General features: G+C 56.8%; 14 protein-coding genes, 2 tRNA genes, 1 other RNA gene and 3 pseudogenes. 8 read left to right on the top strand and 12 right to left on the bottom strand.

Translation table 11 applies throughout. The features are described 5' to 3' along the window. Positions 1 to 11 precede the first annotated feature (11 nt). Together dnaX and ffs are read right to left on the bottom strand one after the other, a co-directional pair. Positions 12 to 1,724, bottom strand: coding sequence for a DNA polymerase III subunit gamma/tau (dnaX, locus tag ACTQ4R_RS05160; protein ID WP_441626490.1), 1,713 nt, complete (start codon positions 1,722 to 1,724; stop codon positions 12 to 14). 41 nt (positions 1,725 to 1,765) lie between these two features. Beyond that, positions 1,766 to 1,865: signal recognition particle sRNA small type (gene ffs / locus ACTQ4R_RS05155), an RNA gene on the bottom strand. 162 nt (positions 1,866 to 2,027) lie between these two features. Between ffs and ACTQ4R_RS05150 the strand changes: the two genes are divergently transcribed. Continuing rightward, positions 2,028 to 2,103: transfer RNA gene (locus ACTQ4R_RS05150), tRNA-Ala, on the top strand. Positions 2,104 to 2,413: 310 nt separating this feature from the next. On the opposite strand, the gene ACTQ4R_RS05145 is transcribed toward ACTQ4R_RS05150, so the two are convergent. From ACTQ4R_RS05145 to typA, 6 genes are all read right to left on the bottom strand, one after another. After that, complete coding sequence (locus tag ACTQ4R_RS05145) at positions 2,414 to 2,758, bottom strand: PucR family transcriptional regulator (RefSeq protein WP_441626488.1); 345 nt, start codon at positions 2,756 to 2,758, stop codon at positions 2,414 to 2,416. Next, positions 2,755 to 5,268: a M56 family metallopeptidase gene (locus ACTQ4R_RS05140; protein ID WP_441626486.1), complete on the bottom strand. Its 2,514-nt coding sequence runs from the start codon at positions 5,266 to 5,268 to the stop codon at positions 2,755 to 2,757. The genes ACTQ4R_RS05145 and ACTQ4R_RS05140 overlap by 4 nt, the downstream gene beginning before the upstream one ends. Positions 5,269 to 5,270: 2 nt before the next feature. After that, positions 5,271 to 5,633, bottom strand: coding sequence for a BlaI/MecI/CopY family transcriptional regulator (locus ACTQ4R_RS05135; protein ID WP_441626484.1), 363 nt, complete (start codon positions 5,631 to 5,633; stop codon positions 5,271 to 5,273). A 133-nt stretch (positions 5,634 to 5,766) separates the two neighbouring features. Continuing rightward, positions 5,767 to 5,934 (bottom strand): hypothetical protein, encoded by a 168-nt coding sequence (locus tag ACTQ4R_RS05130; RefSeq protein WP_441626482.1) that lies wholly within the window; start codon positions 5,932 to 5,934, stop codon positions 5,767 to 5,769. Positions 5,935 to 5,974: 40 nt separating this feature from the next. After that, positions 5,975 to 6,988, bottom strand: coding sequence for a stalk domain-containing protein (locus tag ACTQ4R_RS05125; protein WP_441626480.1), 1,014 nt, complete (start codon positions 6,986 to 6,988; stop codon positions 5,975 to 5,977). A gap of 131 nt (positions 6,989 to 7,119) precedes the next feature. Then, positions 7,120 to 8,946 carry a translational GTPase TypA gene (typA, locus tag ACTQ4R_RS05120; RefSeq protein ID WP_441626478.1) on the bottom strand — a complete coding sequence of 609 codons (1,827 nt, stop codon included), beginning with the start codon at positions 8,944 to 8,946 and terminating at the stop codon, positions 7,120 to 7,122. Between the two features lie 338 nt (positions 8,947 to 9,284). On the opposite strand from typA, the gene ACTQ4R_RS05115 reads away from it, so the two are divergent. Next, complete coding sequence (locus tag ACTQ4R_RS05115; protein WP_441626476.1) at positions 9,285 to 10,451, top strand: phosphoglycerate dehydrogenase; 1,167 nt, start codon at positions 9,285 to 9,287, stop codon at positions 10,449 to 10,451. Positions 10,452 to 10,653: 202 nt separating this feature from the next. Further along, positions 10,654 to 10,730, top strand: a tRNA-Arg gene (locus tag ACTQ4R_RS05110). A gap of 180 nt (positions 10,731 to 10,910) precedes the next feature. Here the strand turns inward: ACTQ4R_RS05110 and ACTQ4R_RS05105 are convergent. After that, a complete protein-coding gene (locus tag ACTQ4R_RS05105) occupies positions 10,911 to 12,092 on the bottom strand; it encodes a site-specific integrase (RefSeq protein ID WP_441626475.1) in 1,182 nt (393 codons plus the stop codon). A 249-nt stretch (positions 12,093 to 12,341) separates the two neighbouring features. On the opposite strand from ACTQ4R_RS05105, the pseudogene ACTQ4R_RS05100 reads away from it, so the two are divergent. The 5 genes and pseudogenes from ACTQ4R_RS05100 to tet(40) all read left to right on the top strand — a co-directional run. Then, a pseudogene (locus ACTQ4R_RS05100) lies at positions 12,342 to 12,596 on the top strand (type IV secretion system protein VirD4); the annotation flags it as partial. A 484-nt stretch (positions 12,597 to 13,080) separates the two neighbouring features. After that, positions 13,081 to 13,209 (top strand): annotated as a pseudogene (locus ACTQ4R_RS05095) (Maff2 family mobile element protein); the annotation flags it as partial. Positions 13,210 to 13,866: 657 nt separating this feature from the next. After that, positions 13,867 to 15,786: a tetracycline resistance ribosomal protection protein Tet(W) gene (gene tet(W) / locus ACTQ4R_RS05090; protein WP_441626473.1), complete on the top strand. Its 1,920-nt coding sequence runs from the start codon at positions 13,867 to 13,869 to the stop codon at positions 15,784 to 15,786. Between the two features lie 81 nt (positions 15,787 to 15,867). After that, entirely contained in the window at positions 15,868 to 16,323 is a 456-nt protein-coding gene (locus tag ACTQ4R_RS05085) for an XRE family transcriptional regulator (protein WP_001071126.1), read from the top strand. Positions 16,324 to 16,698: 375 nt separating this feature from the next. Then, a complete protein-coding gene (tet(40), locus tag ACTQ4R_RS05080) occupies positions 16,699 to 17,919 on the top strand; it encodes a tetracycline efflux MFS transporter Tet(40) (RefSeq protein WP_441210890.1) in 1,221 nt (406 codons plus the stop codon). A 173-nt stretch (positions 17,920 to 18,092) separates the two neighbouring features. Here the strand turns inward: tet(40) and ACTQ4R_RS05075 are convergent, their stop codons facing one another. The 3 genes and pseudogenes from ACTQ4R_RS05075 to ACTQ4R_RS05065 all read right to left on the bottom strand — a co-directional run. Beyond that, the gene (locus ACTQ4R_RS05075) at positions 18,093 to 18,242 is read right to left on the bottom strand and encodes a hypothetical protein (protein WP_441626470.1); all 150 of its coding nucleotides are present in this window, start codon (positions 18,240 to 18,242) and stop codon (positions 18,093 to 18,095) included. A gap of 72 nt (positions 18,243 to 18,314) precedes the next feature. After that, entirely contained in the window at positions 18,315 to 20,267 is a 1,953-nt protein-coding gene (locus ACTQ4R_RS05070; RefSeq protein WP_441626468.1) for a C40 family peptidase, read from the bottom strand. A 4-nt stretch (positions 20,268 to 20,271) separates the two neighbouring features. Next, positions 20,272 to 20,523 (bottom strand): annotated as a pseudogene (locus tag ACTQ4R_RS05065) (VirB4-like conjugal transfer ATPase, CD1110 family); the annotation flags it as partial. Positions 20,524 to 20,637: the final 114 nt, after the last annotated feature.

The following is a 20,637-nucleotide window of genomic DNA, read 5'->3' as shown; positions in this document are numbered from 1 at the left end:
ATGATTCTCCTTTACTTGATCTGGATATTATCGAACTGACTGCCGAATTTCAGCAGGTTCTGCAAATTTTCCCGGGGCGTTGCCTTGGGCGGCTCACCCACCCGGAAGGTAAGGCGCACCGGCATGCCGGCGGCCTTGGACGCCTCCTCGCCCAGGGCGGAGCGGACCCGGTCGTTGTCCAGCCGTCCCAGGGTGATGTCGTCGGGAGCGTATACCGTCACCGTGTCCCCCTCCAAAGAGCCGGTGCACATGTCCAAAAACGCCCGGTACATAGGAGGCAGGCGGCCTTTGCAGCCCTCCGCCAGCGCCCGCCACCAGTTCCCGCCGGCAGCGGCCGGGGCGGCCTGGGGCGTGGACGGAGCAGGTGCAGGGGGATGCTTTTGCGGTGCGGGCTCCGCCGGAATATCGAACACCCGCTCCCCCGGCTCCTCCGCCATGGGCGGCTCTTCCGGCAGGGGCGGCTCCTCCCAGGGAGGCACGTCCTCCGCCGCCGGTGCGGCCTTAGGCGCCGCTTTCGGTTGCGCTTTCCCCGTGGGCGGAGGCGCCGTGCTCTGTTCCACAGCGGCTCGGATGACCACGCCCCGGGCCTGGGCTTCCTCCAGCCGCTGGATACGGGCCTCCAGGGCCGTCAAATCGCCGGAGAGGGACTCGTCACACAGCCGCAGCAGGCACAGCTCCGCGTCCGTGCGGCGGTTGGAGCTGTAATACAGGTCGGCGGTGGCTTTTTGCAGGGTGGACGCCAGATAGATGAGGCGGCTTGCGGAGATCTCCTTCCCCAGCCGGTCCAGCGTGGCGGAATCATATCCCCCGGACAGCAGGGCCGCGCCGCCCTCGGGGGCTGTCCGCCGCAGCAGCAGGTCTCTTGTCAGCGTGGAAAGCTCGCCCAGCACCGCACCCACGTCCTTGCCGCCGGCGTAGAGCTGGTTCAAAAGCAGCAGCGCCGCCTTGGCGTCCCGCCGCAGCACACATTCCATCAGCTGGGCGGTCTGCAGGTTGCCCGCCAGGCCCAGCACCTCCAGCACGGCGGCGGAGTCGATGGTGCCGCCGGCGGCCGCGCACTGGTCCAGCAGGGAAAGGCCGTCCCGCAGGGCTCCGTCCGCCAGACGGCTCAGCAGCTCCGCGCCGTCGGCGGTCAAGTCGATGCCCTCCTGCCCAGCCACGTAGGTAAGGCGCTTCGCCACGTCCTGGGGGGTGATGCGCTTGAAGGAAAACCGCTGGCACCGGGAGAGGATGGTGGCGGGCACCTTGTGCAGCTCCGTGGTTGCCAGAATGAACATCAAGTGCTCCGGCGGCTCCTCCAGAATTTTCAGCAGGGCGTTAAAGGCCGCAGTGGACAGCATATGGACCTCGTCCACGATGTACACCCGCTTTTTCACATTGGCCGGAGAATAGATGGCCTCGTCCCGCAGGGCACGGACCTGGTCCACGCCGTTGTTGGAGGCGGCGTCCAGCTCCAGCACATCCAGGAAGCTGCCGTTTTCGATGCCGAGACAGCTGGCGCACCGATTGCAGGGGTCGCCGTTCACCGGATGCTCGCAGTTGACGGCCTTGGCCAGGATCTTGGCGCAGGTGGTCTTGCCGGTGCCCCGGGTGCCGGTGAAGAGGTAGGCGTGAGAGGTGCGGCCCTCGGCGACCTGCTTTTGCAAAGTCTCTGTGATATGGGACTGGCCGATGACGTCAGAAAACGTCTTGGGCCGCCATTTTCGATACAGGGCCTGGTACATAGATGCCTCCTTGAGATATGGGAAGTCCTCCGTACGCAGCTGCGGAACCGGCACCCTCGCGTCACATGGAACATCCCGCTTAATGCTGCTCGGTTCCCCGCCTGACATGGTTCGCGGGGTTACATTGCGCGAGACCGGCTCCGCAGCTGCTTGCGGAGGACTTTTCAACCAATAGCTTATTTATTTTACTATATCCTTGTGCGATTGGCAACTGAAAATTTTTGTTTTCCAGAAAAAATCGCTCTTTACAATTAAAAATTTTATGGTATAATACTTTTTGCCGTTGAAATATCGGCGGCAAATGGGGGCGTAGCTCAGCTGGGAGAGCGTACGGTTCGCATCCGTAAGGTCGAGAGTTCGATCCTCTTCGTCTCCACCAAAAAGAAAGACACGACAAAAGTCGTGTCTTTCTTTTTTGATTCCGCGCCGCATGGCGGCGCTCCGCCCTTCGGTGATTGAAATGCTCGGCGGAAGTGAATTCCTCCTCCGCCAAGGTTTTGCCTGCGGCAAAACGCTTGTGACGCGCCACTCGGCGCGGCCGCCAGAAGGCGGCCGCATTTACGGTGTTTTGATGTTATAAAAAGAAAGGCACGACGAAAGTCGTGTCTTTCTTTTTGTGGTTGTATTCCTCTCTTCGGGATTGGCCTGCCGGGAGGACACTGCTGGCTCCCACAGGGATACGGTCCGGGTCAATAGTCGGAAAAAACGCGGGAAAACACTTCCAGCAAAAACAGGTCCTTGTGACTGCTGAGGGACATTTCCGTCAGCGCCTCGATTTTTTCCAGACGGTAGAGCAGGGACTGCCTGTGGATATGCAGCTCCCGTGCGGTCAAACTGATATTATAGTTGCAGTCGATGAACTTTGCCAGCATCCCCATTAGGTTGATGCCGGAGTTGACATCGTATTGCTGCAGCCTCGACAGCGTTTCATTCGCCATTTCAACGATTTCGTCGTTGTTGGAGAGGACGGAGAGAATTCTTGCTTTCTGGGTGTCTTGATAGGTAAACTGATACTGCTTCGTTTTGGAATTCAAGCAGTATAGTAGTCCTTCCCCACCGTCAGGGCATCCGCGCCGCCCACCGCCAGGGTTAGCGTCTTTTCCGCTTCTTGCAAGGTAAGTGTCGGGAGGCCGTCATAGTCAAAGTCGAACCGGCCGTCCTCATACCAGGCCGCCGTGACGCGCTCCCCGGAGGCCGCCGTCACCGTCAGATACGGTCCTTTCCGCACCCACATGAGATACACCCGGCTGTCCAGCCCGGCCAGGGAAAGAAGGCGCTCCAGCTCCGCCTGGGTGGTGACGGGACAGGTCTGAACAGCTTCCAGATCGGAAAACAGGGAGGTGATGACCCACAGCTCCTCCCGGCTCACCTTCCGCTCGGCGCGGGCACCCTCGGTGTCCGGATACGTCCAGGCCACCTCCTCCACCTGCGGCTTCACATACGTCAGCAAAAACGCGGCCTTGGCGGCGCAGGCGTCGAAGCCGTCCGGGTCCGCCGGGGCCTCCCGGAAGTTCAACAGCAGGCTGCGGCTGTCAGCCATGGCGGCAGCCGCCACACTCCCCGGCACATTCCCGCAGGCGCCGGAGGTCAGCAGCTCCAAAAACGCCGGCAGCACGTCCTGCCCCGCCAGCGCGTCCAGGGAAAGGGCAGCCGCCTTCTCCCATCCCAGGTATTCCAGCAGGGCCCGGATGCCCTGGGCGGAGGAGCCCAGGGCCTTGACATCCCGGTAGCCCAGCTTTTTTGCCCAGCTGTCCAGCGGGGCACCGTCACAGTAAAAGGTCGTGGTGCGGGAGCCGCCGTCCGTAGGGAAGGCGTAATCCACCCGATCCGCGTCCGCCGTTAGGGCCAGCAGCAGGCACGCGGTGTTTCCCATCCAAAGCTCCTCCCTGTCATCCAGTTCCTCCGCGAAGCGGATGCGCAGCACCATATCCTCCCCGGATGCAAACGAGGACACCTCGTATTCCCCCAGGCCTCCAACGCCCATGGCGTCCAGCAGCGCCCGGACAGCCTGGCTGTCCGCCGACCGCTCCACCCGCAGGTCAAAGAGCGTCCGGGCCAGGTCTTTCTGACTGTCAAAGCTTCCGGTGCCGCCGGTGGAAGTCACCAGCCGGAACCGGACCACCGTGTCGTTGGCCCCGACCGCGCCGGCTTTCGCTTCGTAGCCGGTAACGGCGCCGCCGGGCTCCGTGGACAGCAGGAAGGTGTACAGCAGCGCCTCATCGTTCCCATTCAGTGAATGGCGTTCGCTGTCCTGCAAACGATCCGCTCCCGCGAAGGTGCCGGCGCCGGTATAATGGTCCTTGGGCAGTTGGATGGTCCAGGTGGCCTTTGTGCCGTCCTGTATGGAGAGGCGGCAGCGCAGCTTCCCGCCGAAGCCCTCCCCGTCAGAGGCGGCATCCGCCGTCAGCGTGCCGGAAAACTGCCGGGACATAGCGCCGCCGTTCTCTTGAAAGCCGTCAAAGACACATGGCTCGCTGAAGAGCAGCTGTCCGTTTTCATACACATCCTCGTAAATGGCCCAGGACTGGATGGGCTCCTGGAGGCCGCAGGTAAACTCCGCTGTTCCGCTGCCCTTCACCCGCACCCAGCTGGACGTTTTCCCGCCGGAGGTACACACCATCCACACCACCAGCACCACGGCCGCCGCCAGAAAGGCCACCCGGGGCGTCTCCTTCTTCCAGGCCAGCACGTGTTTCACCCGCCGGGCGGCGTCGTGCCCCCCAAAGGCCAGGGCCGCCGGAAACCGCCGCTCCATAGCGAAGGACACCAGGGATAGGCTGTATCCCCGCTTCACCTGGTCCCCCAGTTGGGCAAGCACCGCCTCGTCGCAGCGCATTTCCAGGTCCCGGCAGAACAGCACCCAGCAGAGCCATGCCGCCGCATCCCACCAATACACCGCCAGGATCAGGCAGCTCAGCAGCTTCCACCACTGGTCTCCCCGCCGCAGGTGATACCGCTCATGGGCCAGGACGTAGGTCCACTCATCACTGTCCAGATGGAAAGGGATGTAAATGCGGGGTTGGACGTAACCCAGCACGAAAGGGGTGGGGATGGCGTCGCACTCCCAGACGTTGCCGCCGTTCCACACGGCGGCGGAGACCTGCCGCCGCAGCCGCAGCCAGGACCAGACGCCGTAGGCCAACAGCGCCGCCAGTCCCACCAGCCAAACCACCGCCGCTCCCCGCCAGGCCAACGCCTGCCAGTCCACGGCAGCCGCCGGAGCGGGTGGGGAAATGACCGCCGCCGGGGCTGTCACCGCAGGCGCCGCCGGGGCGGAAACAGCTGGGGAAGCGGCAGCCACCGCCTCGCTGTATTCCGCTACCCGATCCAAGGGCCGCAGGTTGAAAATGCTCCAGGGACGCACCTTCCATTTCACGGGGCACACCAGCCGCAGCCACACCGCCCACCACAGCGCCAGGCTGTATTTTTTCGGAGCGTTCAGCTTCGCCAGCAGCCACCGGACCGCCAGCACCACCCCCATCACCGGCAGGGCCGTTAGCGCCAGGGATACCAGCTGGCGGAACACGGTCGTCAGCAGCTCCATCCTCACCCCTCCTTGTGGGCGTCAATGAGACGTTTCAGCTCCTCCGCCTCCTGTGCCGACAGCCGGCGTCCACTCATAAACGCCGTCAAAAACCCCGGCAGAGAACCGCCGAAGGCCTTATCTACGAACTCCCCCGCCGCTTCCGCCGTCACCGCCTCCCGGGGCGCCAGAACGGTGACGGTGCTGTTCTCATTTCGCAGCAGCCCCCGGCCGCACAGCTTCTTTAAAACCGTGTAGGTGGTGGACTTCTTCCACCCCAGCTGCTCCCGGCACAGCTCCACCAGCCGCCCGGAGCCCACCGGAGCCGACGCCCACACCACCTGCATGAAGCGGTACTCACTGTCACAGAGATGATATTGTTCCATGTTCCGTCCTCCTTGGTCTATATTTATCGACCTTTCTTTTAAGTCTATAATAGACCTCCTCTGTCAAGCACCATTTTACCATCCCCAAGCATGGAAAACGCCTCGAACCGGGTCTCCGGTCCGAGGCGTTTTTTCAGTTTGTCAACCGCTCCACGTAGGAGCGCATCTCCTCCTTGGAGCGGACGGCGTGGGCGCCGTTGATGACGGCCTGCTGCTCCGTCTCCGGCAGAGCGGCGAAGCGGGCCATGGCCTCCGGGTGCTGGGCCAGGGCCATGCCAAGGCCCAGGGGCAGTTCTTCCATATGCATCACCTCGACCCTAGTGTGCGCCGGAGCGGGGCGGTCAATACACCAAGAACAGGTTCAGAAGCGCCGCCAGGTCTCCGGCAGGCAGATAGGTGGTGCCGCTTTCAAAGAAGCAGGCACCGGAGAGAGTCCATTCCCCGTCGGCAGTCTGTGCCGTGTCCTGTCCGGGGAGAACGGAGAACAGCAAGCTGCCGTCAGCCTCGGACACCACGGCGCCCCGGCCCTTCACCCACTCCACCTTGCAGCCGGCAGCCTCCGCCACAGCCCGGATGGGCAGCAGCACCTCCCCGTCCTTTTCCTTGGTGGATACGGTCAAGTAGCCGTTGGGCGTCTTGGGAAAGCCGTCTCCGGGCATGTGGATGCCGCCGTATTCATCGTACCGCAGCCAAGTCCGGTAGGCGTAGGGGAACAGCAGCACACGGGTCACGGCGCCGTCGCTGTCCGTCCAGGCCAGGAATTGGGAACCCGGCTGCAGGTCCTCCAGATGTACGATCTGGCGGGTTTTCCAGGGGAGGAGTTCCGCCTGAACGGTGATTTGCAGACCCGGCTCCTCAATGTTCAGCCCCAGTCCGCTGGTGACAGCAACTTCCACAGAAACCAGCGGGCCGTCACGGCTGATGGAACCCGTCTGTTTGATCCGCGCGACCTGGTAGTACAGGGGCGCGCCGAAGTCCGCCGGGATACCAGCCACCACCACTTCAGCAGCAGCTTGGGGCGGCAGGCTCAAGGTCATGGCAGGGCCCACCCAGGCATAGATGACCTCCCCGTCCCGCAGCTCCCGGTCCAGAGGCAATCCGGTCACAGCGTCCACCACAGGCGCGGTGTCCGAAAGATGGAGGATGATCTCGCGATACGGATCGTTTTCGTTGCTGTTTTGGACCAGTATCGCCCCATTTTCCAATCTGGTCACACGGCCCCACACCCGGACAGGGGCCAGATAGGCAGGCACCTCGGCATCGGCGGTATCCATCTCGGCGGCGAAGGCCGGCAGGACGCACACCACCGCGGCGCACAGGGTCAGGGCAAGGGCGCGGGCAATTATCTTCTTCACGGAAATTCCTCCTCTTTGTCTATTTTTGGTTTTATCATAGCGTTTGTTGATAAAGACGGCAATACAAAGGAAAAAGTTCCCGGGGCAGGAAAAAGCCCCGGAAAAATTCCGGGGCTTTTTGCGGTGTTTCGTTATTTCTTGCCGCCGTGGAGGGCTTTCATGCGCTTTTCGTGGTCCAGAATGGACTTGCGCATCCGCAGGCTCTTGGGGGTGACCTCCAGCAGCTCGTCGTCCGCCAGGAACTCCAGGCACTGCTCCAGGCTCATCTGCTTGGGGGGCACCAGGCGCAGGGCGTCGTCGGAGCCGGAGGCACGGGTGTTGGTCAGCTGCTTTTTCTTGCAGACGTTGACGGTCATATCCTCGCTGCGGGGATTGACGCCGATGATCATGCCGCCGTACACGGGAACGCCGGCGCCGATGAACAGCGTGCCCCGCTCCTGGGCGTTGAACAGGCCGTAGGTGATGGACTCGCCGGTCTCGAAGGAGATCATGGAGCCGTTGCCCCGGCGCTGGATGTCGCCCTTGTAGGGGGCGTAGGAATCAAACACGGAGGCCATGATGCCCTCGCCCCGGGTGTCGGTGAGGAACTCGTTGCGGTAGCCGAACAGGCCGCGGGCGGGGATGAGGAACTCGATCTTCATACGCTCGCCCACGGGAGTCATCTCCAGCATGTCGGCCTTCCGCTGGCCCAGCTTGTCGATGACGGCGCCCACGCAGTCGCCGGGCACGTCCACCACCAGCCGCTCAATGGGCTCGCACTTGGTGCCGTCGATGGTCTTATACAGCACGCGGGGGGGAGACACCTGGAACTCATAACCCTCCCGGCGCATGGTCTCGATGAGGATGGACAGCGACATCTCGCCCCGGCCCGCCACGTTGAAGGCGGTCTCCTTGTCGGTGTCGGTGACCCGCAGGGACACGTCCTTCAAGGTCTCCCGGTACAGGCGCTCCCGGATCTGGCGGGAGGTGACGAACTTGCCCTCCCGGCCGGCGAAGGGAGAGTCGTTGACGGAGAAGGTCATCTCCAGGGTGGGGGCGCTGATCTTCACAAAGGGCAGCGCCTCCACGCAGTCGGGGGCGCAGATGGTGTCGCCGATGGTGATGTCGGGAATGCCGCTCATGGCGATGATGTTGCCGGCGGTGGACTCCGTGACGGCCTTCCGGGCCAGGCCGTCGAACTCGTAGATGGCGGTGGCCTTGGCCTTGCGGAGCACGGCCTCGGGGTCGTGATAGTTGCAAACGGCGATCTCCTGGTTCTGCTTCAGCGTGCCCCGCTCAATGCGGCCGATGGCGATCCGGCCCACGAACTCATTGTAGTCGATGGAGCTGACCAGCATCTGGAAGGGCTGGTCGGTGTCCGCCTCGGGAGCGGGGATATACTCCAGAATGGTCTCAAACAGGGGGGTCAGATCGGTGCCCGCCACCTCGGGAGAGTAGGAGGCGGTGCCCTGCCGGCCGGAGCAAAACAGCATGGGGGAATCCAGCTGCTCGGGGGTGGCGTCCAGATCCATCAAAAGCTCCAGCACCTCATCCACCACCTCGTGGATGCGCTGGTCGGGGCGGTCGATCTTGTTGACCACCACGATGACCCGGTGGCCCAGCTCCAGGGCCTTGCTCAGCACGAAGCGGGTCTGGGGCATGGGGCCCTCGGCGGCGTCCACCAGCAAAATGACGCCGTTGACCATTTTCAAAATGCGCTCCACCTCGCCGCCGAAGTCAGCGTGGCCCGGGGTGTCCACAATGTTGATCTTGGTGTCCTTGTACTGGATGGCGGTGTTCTTCGCCAGGATGGTGATGCCCCGCTCACGCTCCAGGTCGCCGGAGTCCATCACGCGCTCCACGGTCTCCTGGTTCTCCCGGTACACGCCGCCCTGCTTGAGCATCTCGTCCACCAGGGTGGTCTTGCCGTGGTCGACGTGGGCGATAATGGCTACGTTTCTCAGATGTTCGTTCTGCATAAATGAACGTCCCTTTCTTTCTCGTCTCAAAAGGTCTGCACCTTGATATTTACACACAGTTTGTCATTATAGTCCGCTTTCCTTTCAATTTCAAGATAAAAGTCCACATTTTTTCAATATTTCCCGGCTTTTTCTCCGGCAAAACAACGATTCGTGAACCAGCGACGTTTTTTACCAAATATCTCTGTCCCCCGCCTGTGTTTTTTGGTCCTCCGTACATTGACATTTGTCCGCCGGCAAACTTATAATAAAAAAGCTGTGGCGGAAGCGGCGCCAGCGCCGCACGTTCCGCCGCAAGTATTGTGGTCCGCCGGGACCACCCAGGAGGCATCCCCATCATGTATCGCATCAAGACATTCAACAAGATCTCTCCCGTAGGCCTGAGTCGTTTTGACCCGGATCTGTATTCCGTCGGTGACGATCTCACCTGCGAGGACGGCATCCTTGTCCGCTCCGCCAAGCTGCAGGACTACGAATTTCCCGACAACCTGCTGGGCATCGCCCGGGCAGGCGTCGGCGTCAATAACATCCCCCTGGACCGCTGTTCCCAGGCGGGCATCGCTGTGTTCAACACCCCCGGCGCCAACGCCAACGCCGTGAAGGAGCTGGTCCTGTGCGCCATGCTCATCGGCTCCCGGGACGTGGACGGCGCCATCCGCTGGGTCCGCCAGCAGGTGGACGCCGGCGTGGACGTGACCACCGTGGTGGAAAAGGGTAAATCCGCCTTTATCGGCCCGGAGATCTACAAAAAGACGCTGGGCGTCATCGGCCTGGGCGCCATCGGCTCCCTGGTGGCCAATCTGGCGCTGGATCTGGGCATGGACGTGTACGGCTACGACCCCTTCCTGTCCGTGGATTCCGCCCTGCGGCTGGACCGCCACATCCATGTGGTGCAGGACATCCACGAGCTCTACAAGCGGGCGGACTATATCACCATCCACATTCACTTCACCCCCAAGACGGAGAAGATGATCAACGAAAAGGCCATCGCCAGCATGAAGCGGGGCGCCCGGTTCATCAACCTGGCCCGGGGCGAGATCGTGGATGACGACGCCATGCTGGCGGCGCTGGACACCGGAAAGGTGGCCACCTATGTGACAGACTTCCCCAACAACCGTATCGTCCAGGCGCCCCATGTCATCGCCATGCCCCACCTGGGCGCCTCCACGCCGGAGAGCGAGCAGAACTGTGCCGTCATGGCGGTGGACCAGCTGCGGGACTATCTGGAAAACGGCAACATCCGCAACTCCGTGAACCTCCCCAACGTGACGCTGGAGCGCAGCGGCGTCATGCGCATGTGCATTATCCACAAGAACATCCCCGCCATGCTGGCCAGCATCACCACCCTGTTGGCTACCGACGGCGTCAACGTGGAAAACCTCAGCAACAAGTCCAAGGGCGATTACGCCTATACCCTGGTGGACCTGGGGTCCAAGGTTGAGCAGGCCGTCATCAACGACGTGACCCACCTGCCCAACGTCATCCGGGTCCGGGTCATTGAGTAAAGCAATCCAAAAGAGGAAAGCCGCCGGCGGCTTCCCTCTTTTTCGCGGATTGACAGGCGGAGCGAAAACGGGTAAAATGAGCTCTGCCGGTCCACCCTGTCTCCGTAGCTCAGCAGGATAGAGCATCCGCCTCCTAAGCGCACGGACATCAATTACCGATGGCACCGTTTTTCTCACAATTTGATATTCGTGCGCATGATTTGCGTCTGTAGCTCAGTTGGATAGAGCGCGAGCCTCCTAAGCCCGAGGCCCCCGGTTCGAGCCCGGGCAGGCGCACCAAAAACGCTGTAATCTCAATGGATTGCGGCGTTTTTTCTTTTTGAAAATCAATGAAAGATACACCGAGATAGGAGAAAGTAAAACATGGTTTTGCCACGATTGGCACCAGATAATTATATCGAACCATTTTTCGTATTTTCCGTTGTTTGGCACCACCTTGGCACCACGGCACTCAACCGCTTATTTGCAACCTTGATTCGATATGAGGGATGTGAGCGCACTTAAAAGTTCCGGGGATTGCTGAAGCTGCAAGATGATACTCTGCACATCTAAGGCGGGCGCTGGCTCGGCAGGTGCTTGGACGCCACGCAAATCAGGATTTGCATAGAAGGCGCTTTCAAACTTCTGCGCATTGACCTTGCGATCTTCGTCGAGAATGTGTGCATAGACCTTTGTGACCATATCAGCCTGCGAATGTCCGGTATCTCCCTGTGTAGCCTTAATGTCACCATGGTTAAGTTTCAGCTTGTAGGTAGTGCTGGAATGACGGAGAGAATGAAACACAACATCGGGGAGCTGTGCGTCCCGCTTCAAGCGTCGGAATGCGTTGGAAATTACGGTTTCCTCACAAGGGCGTCCATTTGGCAGCGCCACCACAAGGTTATAGTCGAGATATTCGCTACCGAGAAATTCTTTCTGCTTGTCCTGTGACGCTTTCCATTCCCGCAGAATGTAGGCAACCGTCTTTGGCATCCACACTTTGCGAACGCTGCTTTCTGTTTTGGGTGTTTTCAGCACGATCACGGTGCTGGCATCTTCCAAATACATTGTTCGGGGGAATTTCTTGATGATTTCTTCTTCCCCCAAAACAGCGAGAGAATCTTCACGCACACGCACCAGTTCTTTCTCCACACATAGATAAGCATTGTCGCTGGCAATATCCGCATCTGAAATGTGAATATTGTCCCAAGTCAGACCGACAATCTCGCCAATTCGCAAGGAACACGCAAAAGAAAGATTGATTGCCACATACAATCTCCCGTCTTTGCACTCGTCAAGTGCTTTGCGAATAGTAGCAGCATCCCATATTTCACGGGGCTTGCGCTTGATTTTCGGAAGCGTTGTATTTTCAAAGGGGTTCTTTGCAATAATGTCCCAGCGCACAGCTTGACCGAAAGCACAGCGCAGCAATTTGTTGATGCGTTCGATATTGGCAGGTGTCATATACTCCGTTTTGCTGTATCGGTTCTTATAAGTGGGGCATTTCGTCCTTTGCAGCGCGGAGATAAACCGGTCTGCGGCGATAGAAGTCACATCCTGCATCAGCGTACTGCCAAGTTTTGGATTGATGTAGTTGCGGATCAGTCCCGTATTGGCTTCATAGGTGCTGGGACTCCATTTCTTTGTTCCATATAGGCTCACAAAATCCTCAAGGAACGCGGCAACGGTCGTTTTGCTGGGGGCAATAAAAGTTCTGGAGCCTTGTTTGTACTCAATTTCAGCTTTGCGGTGTTTCGCTTCTGCCTCCGTATCAAACGATTCCCATTTTTGCTTTTTCTCTCCGTCCTCATTGAGATAGTAATAGACAACATGGTATTTGGTTTGATGAGAAAGACCCGTTGATCCATATCCGTACCCACAACACCGACTTGAAGAAGCGGCTTGCCGCCTATGACACAGGACGAAATCGCGGTCATGGACGGAGGGAAATGTATCTTGCAGCTACGCGGGGTGCGCCCGTTCTTTTCGGACAAATTCGACATAACGAAGCACCCGAAATACAAGTACCTGTCCGATGCAGACCCGAAGAACGCCTTTGACATGGAGAAGCACTTGCGCCGCCGCCCCGCTATCGTCAAGCCCGATGAAGTCTTTGACTATTACGAGATTGACGCGGCAGACTTGCCGGAAGATACAGAAGCGTAAAAGAAAAGGACAGGGAAAAGACCTTTGCATTATGGAAATGTGCATAACTGCCTATTCCGTCATGGAAAACGCCGTTCACAGCACATGGAAAAGCAAAGGGCAGCTTTCCCATGTCCTGCAAACAGCGTTTCCCACAACTCCATAAGCAAGGCAGTTATACACATTCCCACAATGCCGACTGCTACGACGAAAACCGCACCCTCTCTTTCTTTCATTCATAAGAGCAAAAAAACTTAAAGGAGGTATCACAATCAGAAACGTAAACACAGGCTACATGATACGCGCCCCCACTCCCCCGGCGCAGCACACAGCGGCAGAAGCCGCAGCCCTTACAACTGAATACCGCCGCGCCGCAGACATTTAGGCGGCGTGGGGAACCCGCCGAACCCCGGCGGGCTTATGACCGCGGCAGTTACCAAAACTGGCCGCCGTTTTTTATGCCCTTTTTCGGGCAGCCGCACACGCGGCAAGAAAGGAGAACTTTATGGCATTTTTTAATTCGGCAGTAGGCGTTTTGCAGACCCTTGTTATCGCTCTTGGAGCTGGCCTTGGTATCTGGGGCGTGATTAACCTCATGGAGGGCTACGGCAACGACAATCCGGGCGCGAATGCTCATGTACGGTAAAGAAGCAAGCAACCGAAAACAATAGATAGACCGCCAGCACTACACTATTCCGAACCAAAGACCAAAAGATAAGCATTTTGAGAAAATCTAAACTTTTGGATTTTCCTACAATGCCGACTACGGCGGAATCCCTCCCACTCCTTATATATTTCTTTCTGTATACATTGAATTTGTATTTAGTAAAATGCAGACAACACCACGGATCGGCTTTTGGCTGGACAATTCCAACCAAACACCGCAGCAGACAGTAGAAACCATTCTGAACGTTAGGAAGCCGGTATGATTGTTACATATAAGGGGAAGAAAAATTTCTTTTAGATACTTGTTTTCCTAAAACTGATGTGATATAATAATTCTATTCCAGAAAAGGAGTAAAAAATATGCGGCAAGGTATTCTTAAATAAAACTATAATCAAATAGTGGGAACAAAGGATTATGATAGTCCCTTTTGTAGGGGCTTAGTTTTTTGTACCCAATTTAAGAATACTTTTGCCTTATCAATTTTGACATATCCCCAAAAACAGCACTCACAAACAGGTGTATGCTGTATATGTGTATGTCCGCAAATTATCATCCCCAGTGGTAAAAGTATTTTACTGCTGGGGATTTTTATGCCCTTCGGGGCAGTAAAGGGAGGACAATCACATGAAAATAATCAATATTGGAATTCTTGCCCATGTAGACGCTGGAAAGACGACCTTGACGGAGAGCCTGCTATATGCCAGCGGAGCCATTTCAGAACCGGGGAGCGTCGAAAAAGGGACAACGAGGACGGACACCATGTTTTTGGAGCGGCAGCGTGGGATTACCATTCAAGCGGCAGTCACTTCCTTCCAGTGGCACAGATGTAAAGTCAACATTGTGGATACGCCCGGCCACATGGATTTTTTGGCGGAGGTGTACCGCTCTTTGGCTGTTTTAGATGGGGCCATCTTGGTGATCTCCGCTAAAGATGGCGTGCAGGCCCAGACCCGTATTCTGTTCCATGCCCTGCGGAAAATGAACATTCCCACCGTTATCTTTATCAACAAGATCGACCAGGCTGGCGTTGATTTGCAGAGCGTGGTTCAGTCTGTTCGGGATAAGCTCTCCGCCGATATTATCATCAAGCAGACGGTGTCGCTGTCCCCGGAAATAGTCCTGGAGGAAAATACCGACATAGAAGCATGGGATGCGGTCATCGAAAATAACGATAAATTATTGGAAAAGTATATCGCAGGAGAACCAATCAGCCGGGAAAAACTTGTGCGGGAGGAACAGCGGCGGGTTCAAGACGCCTCCCTGTTCCCGGTCTATTATGGCAGCGCCAAAAAGGGCCTTGGCATTCAACCGTTGATGGATGCGGTGACAGGGCTGTTCCAACCGATTGGGGAACAGGGGAGCGACGCCCTATGCGGCAGCGTTTTCAAGGTGGAGTATACAGATTGTGGCCAGCGGCTCATCTATTTGCGGCTATACAGCGGAACGCTGCGCCTGCGGGATACGGTGGCTCTGGCCGGGAGAGAAAAGCTGAAAATCACAGAGATGCGTATTCCATCCAAAGGGGAAATTGTTCGGACAGACACCGCTTATCCGGGTGAAATTGTTATCCTTCCCAGCGACAGCGTGAGGTTAAACGATGTATTAGGGGACCCAACCCGGCTCCCTCGTAAAAGGTGGCGTGAGGACCCCCTCCCCATGCTGCGGACGACGATTGCGCCGAAAACGGCAGCGCAAAGAGAACGGCTGCTGGACGCTCTTACGCAGATTGCGGATACTGACCCGCTTTTGCGCTACGAGGTGGATTCCATCACCCATGAGATCATTCTTTCTTTTTTGGGCCGGGTGCAGTTGGAGGTTGTTTCCGCTTTGCTGGCGGAAAAGTACAAGATTGAAACAGCGGTGAAGGAACCCACCGTCATTTATTTAGAGCGGCCGCTCAAAGTGGCCAGCCACACCATCCATATCGAGGTGCCGCCCAACCCGTTTTGGGCATCCATCGGACTGTCTGTTACACCACTCCCGCTTGGCTCCGGTGTACAATACGAGAGCCGGGTTTCGCTGGGATACTTGAACCAGAGTTTTCAAAACGCTGTCAGGGATGGTATCCGTTACGGGCTGGAGCAGGGCTTGTTCGGCTGGAACGTAACGGACTGTAAGATTTGCTTTGAATACGGGCTTTATTACAGTCCGGTCAGCACGCCGGCGGACTTCCGCTCATTGGCCCCGATTGTATTGGAACAGGCATTGAAGGAATCGGGGACGCAGCTGCTGGAACCTTATCTCTCCTTCATCCTCTATGCGCCCCAGGAATACCTTTCCAGGGCTTATCATGATGCACCGAAATACTGTGCCACCATCGAAACGGCCCAGGTAAAAAAGGATGAAGTTGTCTTTACTGGCGAGATTCCCGCCCGCTGTATACAGGCATACCGTACTGATCTGGCCTTTTACACCAACGGGCGGAGCGTATGCCTTACAGAACTGAAAGGGTATCAGGCCGCTGTCGGCAAGCCAGTCATCCAGCCCCGCCGTCCAAACAGCCGCCTGGACAAGGTGCGCTATATGTTTCAGAAGATAATGTAACGTCTTGCGCAATGCAAGCGTTCATTGCTGGCTATTGCGAAATATCATTGATAAAATCAGTATCAGAGAGGAGAAACTATTTTGAACCAGGAACAGACGAATATTACAACAGGAAAGCAAATACGTCATCTGCGAACACAATTGGGAATGACACAGGAAGAACTAGCCGGGGAATTGAATGTTACCCGGCAGGCACTATCGAATTGGGAGAGAGATGTTAATGAACCCGATTTAAATATGTTGAAAAAAATTTGCTTTCTTTTTGGAGTCAACATGGACGATTTTGCGAAGGAGGTAATAACAAAGATGGAAACATATGAAAAAAAGGAGAAACGACAATTTAATAAGTACGATATGGCAATTGGACTTTTTTATGGTGTTGGTATATTTCTTGGCATTGGTATTTTCTTTGTTGGCGGTTTTATGACAATGTCAGGTGCAGGGTGGGGAGCATCACTATTTGGCGGTGGCTGTTTTTCTCTTGTATTTGGCTTGATATGCCATGCAGTTATTACATTGAGAAGAAATGACAAATGATGACATATCCATTTCCAAAAGGTGGATACGCAACCTAGCGGTTTATACAGGTATAGCCTGAGGCTTCCCAACCAGCCAAAACATAAATCACCACCAAATGGACTGACAGACTTTCTAAGAGGTTTCACTAGCCGGAAGGCTGGTTCCCAAGGAGAATACGTCAATGATCCTGCCTTCGATGATTATACCTCTATATTTTGTCTGGTGCATTAAGGAAACCTCAGACATGATAAAAAATGTTGCCCTATAACTTCTGATGGAGGGAGAAATCCTCCTTCTGTTATGTCTATATAGATTTATTAGATTGGACTTTGTAACTATTAACCAGTAGTCATTCTTGACTACACCATTATTATACTAGGAGAATGTAACTTCATGTTTGCTAAAAATTCAAAGGCATATTCTGTCTACCTGCTGATCCGATTTGTCTTTTCCCTGGCGGTTTCTATGTCCACAGTGCTTTCCATCGTGTACCACCTGGAGGTGGTGCAGCTGGATGCTTTCCAGCTTGTCCTGGTAGGGACGGTTCTGGAGACCTCCTGCTTTCTGTTCGAGATACCCACCGGTGTGGTGGCGGATTTGTATAGCCGTCGGCGCTCGGTGCTGATTGGAATGTTCCTCTACGGCCTGGGCTTTCTGATGGAGGGTGCGCTACCGTGGTTCGCGACGGTTCTGCTGGCCCAGGTTGTCTGGGGTTGCGGTGATACCTTCATCACCGGCGCTCTGGAGGCGTGGATTGCCTCGGAGGAAGAGGACAAACCCATAGACAAGGTGTTCCTGCGGGGCAGTCAAATGGGGCAAATCGGCGGCGTTCTGGGCGTGGTGCTGGGCACACTGCTGGGAAACATAAACCTGCAAATGCCTGTCATCTTGGGGGGCAGTTTGTGCTTGTTGTTGGGGCTGGTGTTGGTTCGCATCATGCCAGAAACCAACTTCTCCCCTGCTATTGAGGAACGGCAGGGCTTGCTTAAAGACTTTGTCTGCCTGTTCAAGCTCAACCTGGGCTTTGTGAAAGGCGCACCTGTGTTGCTGGCGCTCTTAGCAATCACACTATGCGGGGGACTTGCCAGTGAAGGCTTTGACCGGCTCTCCACCGCTCATTTTCTGGATGACACGGTAATACCCGTTATCGGGCCGCTGAACAGCGTCACTTGGTTCGGTGTTATCAGTCTTATCGGCAGCGGCTTAGGTATTCTGGCTTCTCAGTTGCTCATCGCCCGCATGGAGAAAAAAGGGACTGTCAGCCGAACCAGTGTGGTCATGTCCACCAGCGCCGGGTATATCCTGTGCCTGGTTCTCTTCGCGGTGGGGCGGAGCTTTTGGTTCATGTTGTTGATGTTCCTGCTGGCGGGGCTTATGCGCACCATCAAGGAGCCTGTGCTGGCCGCCTGGATGAACGACCATGTGGATGAGAAAATGCGCGCCACAGTCTTTTCCACCAGCGGACAGCTGGACTCTTTCGGGCAGATCATCGGCGGGCCTATTGTGGGGCTGGTAGCCCAGCAGGTGTCCATACCCTGGGGGCTGGTCTGTACCGCTTTCCTGCTGTTGCCCGCGCTGTTCTTAGTGCCGGTGGCGGGAAAGAAGCGGGATTGATATGGCATAGTTAAGTTTACTGACGAGCGGGAGATTACTTCCGCTCGTCTTCATTTAGTAGCGCAAAATTTGAGGACTCTTTATTTCCTTATTCGGTATAGCGGAGGCGGCTGTCAATTCGACATAATTTTCTTGTGATACTTTACCGTACATGAGCATTTTTTTAAGGTGTTCTAGTCCTGATGTGTCAAAGTATGCTGTTCCAATCCTTGGCACAGCCGAAAATAATCGGCACGGACAGGCTCACAAACCGAGGCACGGTCAAGATACCGGCCAATAAAGCCGCATAAAATGGCCGCTTCTTCCTCGGTATAGTTCTGCATCACGATTTCCCTCCCATCACACACGATGGGTATTGTACCATACCAGACCGGCAAAGGAAAGGCAAATCTTTTTTACTCCGTATAGTACATGGGGCGTCCTATGGCGGTAAATCCCGCCAGTCCCGTGATAACCACATTATTATGCCCGCTGGCACAATGGATAATGAGCAAATCGCCGTTAGCATCTCTGCCCCCGACAATGCCCACATGGGAATCGTCCGGATAAAATACCAAATCACCGGGGAGCGCATCGTCCCATGAGATGGGGGTGCAGTAGCCGTGCTGGGACATGGCCCCACCGCCGTGGCCAATGATGTAGCTGCCGTTTGTGGCGTTATAGAATACCCAATCGACGAACCCGCTGCAATCTACCCCATAAGGCCGGTAGGTTCCGGTGGTGGAGCTGCCTGCCGCCGTGACCTGCCGCAGCTCGCCCCATCGGGCGTCCCAGCCGATTGTGAGGCTCTTTCCGCCCCAAAAATAATTCACCTTGCCGACAAGAGAACAGGCGGTGCGTACCAGCGCTTCGCGCTCCGGCGACAGATCTTCCGGCAGATTGCGGATCAACGCCGCCGTGTCCCCGCTGACAGAGTACACATCATCGATCAGCTCCAGCAGGAGATCCCGCTGCTCCAGCAGCTCCTCCAGCGCCGCAATCTGGTTGCGGTTAAAACGGTAGGCGGTTTTCATTTCTTCCGCCGTTTTCGCAGAAATCGTGATGTAGAGGTTCCTTTCCGTCCAACCGTCATCGTCCTCGCCGCTGCCGGGATGGTGAATGACCTCAATGCGATGTGTAATGGTGGTCATATCCCAAAAGACCGCTTTCAGGCGGGCGATGCGGGCGGCGTCCATCGTGGCCACATCTGCGGCGTCCACCTCGTCGCTGCCCGCCACCTTCACCGCGAACACCGCCAGCACCTCCACCCAATCAGCAGGCTGGCCGGTCACGGAAATGGAATCGTAGTTGTCTGCCGTCTGCAACGCTTCCAGTTCAGCATTGAAGTCATAGTTGATCTGCGCTACTGCGGCAGACAAGGGGACCACGCCTGTCTCCCGACTTTCGTTGGAAAAGAGAATGCCGAACGGCGATGCCACAATAGCCGCCACAAGGATCACCGTCAGAAGCAGTACCAGCACTACTGCACCGCCGCCTGCGGTCAGGAGCGAGTTGACCGCAGACGCCACGCCCCGGCCCACGGTCTTTACCGCCCGTGCCGCTTTACCGCCCAGCTTCTTTGCTGTTTTGCCGCCGTTCTTTACAGAATCCTGAAGCATCGCCCGCTGAGCCTTTCTCTGCGTCGCCGCTCTTGCGCGGCGTGTGATGATCGCGTTGTTCGATGTTACATGGCCGGTTGGCCGAACACGCATGGTGCGCGTGGGCTTGGTCATGGCCTGTCTGCTCTTGGGAGCAAGACTGCCCCTGAACGACGCGCCCGGATTTCCTTTCTGCGGAGTGGTTATTGTACCTCCACGGTCGGACGGTGGAGGTACAATGTGCCGCTCTGCTGTTCTTTTCTCGGCAAGGTTCCGCCCATAGGCGGCTTTCGCGTCCCGCACGGCTTTCTGCCGCCCTCGCTCCTGCGGGGCGGCATTTGCACTTTTGGCGGTATTTGCGTTTTTCGGAGAGAAAGTCTGTTTTCCGACTCCATTTCGTGCAGCGGGTTGAGCCGGGGAAAAGTTATGTTCCGCTGGAGCGTTGATAGAGCCGTTTTCCACACCAATCCCCATATCTACCGGTTCTGTCGCTCTGCACTCTCTCGCCGTATTTACTTCGCCCTGTTGCTGTTTTTCTCGATAGTGCTTTATCATGCGCTGGGAACGATCCGCAGCAAGCGCCGTGCCACGGCGCATATTTTTCTCCACGCGGTCGGTGGCATAGCGCACGGGATCATGGCTCTCCGGCTCCTTTTCCCGCTGCCGCTTATCCATGTGCTGTTTCAGAAGGGAATCCGCGTCCTTGGGCGTGGGGTTCTTCAGCTTCGCCTTTGGCGTGTCCATGCCGGGTTTGATCTTCAAATCCTTCATAACATCAATCCTCACCCGGCTTGGTGGTCATCAGGCGATACAGTTCTGTATTCTTGGGCAGTTCATTGGCGAAAGGCACAATGGCTCCGCCCACCTTGATGAGCCCATGACCGGCAGGCGCGTTGTCCACATAGCTCATCTGCGTATCCGATGCCCCCAGCAGACGGGCAAGCTGCTCCTGGTCGGTGGTGGCCTGATTGAGCATCAGCAGAAATTCAGAGTTTGCGAACATCATCCGCGCCGTGTTGGATAGCAGACATTTGCATACCGCCCGCGCGTTGAGATATGAAGTTGTCAGCTCACATAGATGCTGTACTCAGTGTATTGAAACACGCCGTTTTTGTAGACATTCCATGCCTCCATAGAGTAA

Source organism: Dysosmobacter sp. Sow4_B12 (assembly GCF_052116665.1).
Lineage (GTDB): Bacteria > Bacillota > Clostridia > Oscillospirales > Oscillospiraceae > Oscillibacter.
The sequence above is the reverse complement of the archived record's forward strand: the minus strand, read 5'-3'. Positions and strand labels throughout refer to the sequence as shown.

Coding starts and splice junctions, on each gene's coding strand:
- typA (WP_441626478.1), bottom strand. CDS start 8,946: ATGCAGAACGAACATCTGAGAAACGTAGCCATTATCGCCCACGTCGAC.
- ACTQ4R_RS05135 (WP_441626484.1), bottom strand. CDS start 5,633: ATGGAACAATATCATCTCTGTGACAGTGAGTACCGCTTCATGCAGGTG.
- dnaX (WP_441626490.1), bottom strand. CDS start 1,724: ATGTACCAGGCCCTGTATCGAAAATGGCGGCCCAAGACGTTTTCTGAC.
- ACTQ4R_RS05130 (WP_441626482.1), bottom strand. CDS start 5,934: ATGGAAGAACTGCCCCTGGGCCTTGGCATGGCCCTGGCCCAGCACCCG.
- ACTQ4R_RS05115 (WP_441626476.1), top strand. CDS start 9,285: ATGTATCGCATCAAGACATTCAACAAGATCTCTCCCGTAGGCCTGAGT.
- ACTQ4R_RS05070 (WP_441626468.1), bottom strand. CDS start 20,267: ATGAAGGATTTGAAGATCAAACCCGGCATGGACACGCCAAAGGCGAAG.
- ACTQ4R_RS05075 (WP_441626470.1), bottom strand. CDS start 18,242: ATGCAGAACTATACCGAGGAAGAAGCGGCCATTTTATGCGGCTTTATT.
- ACTQ4R_RS05140 (WP_441626486.1), bottom strand. CDS start 5,268: ATGGAGCTGCTGACGACCGTGTTCCGCCAGCTGGTATCCCTGGCGCTA.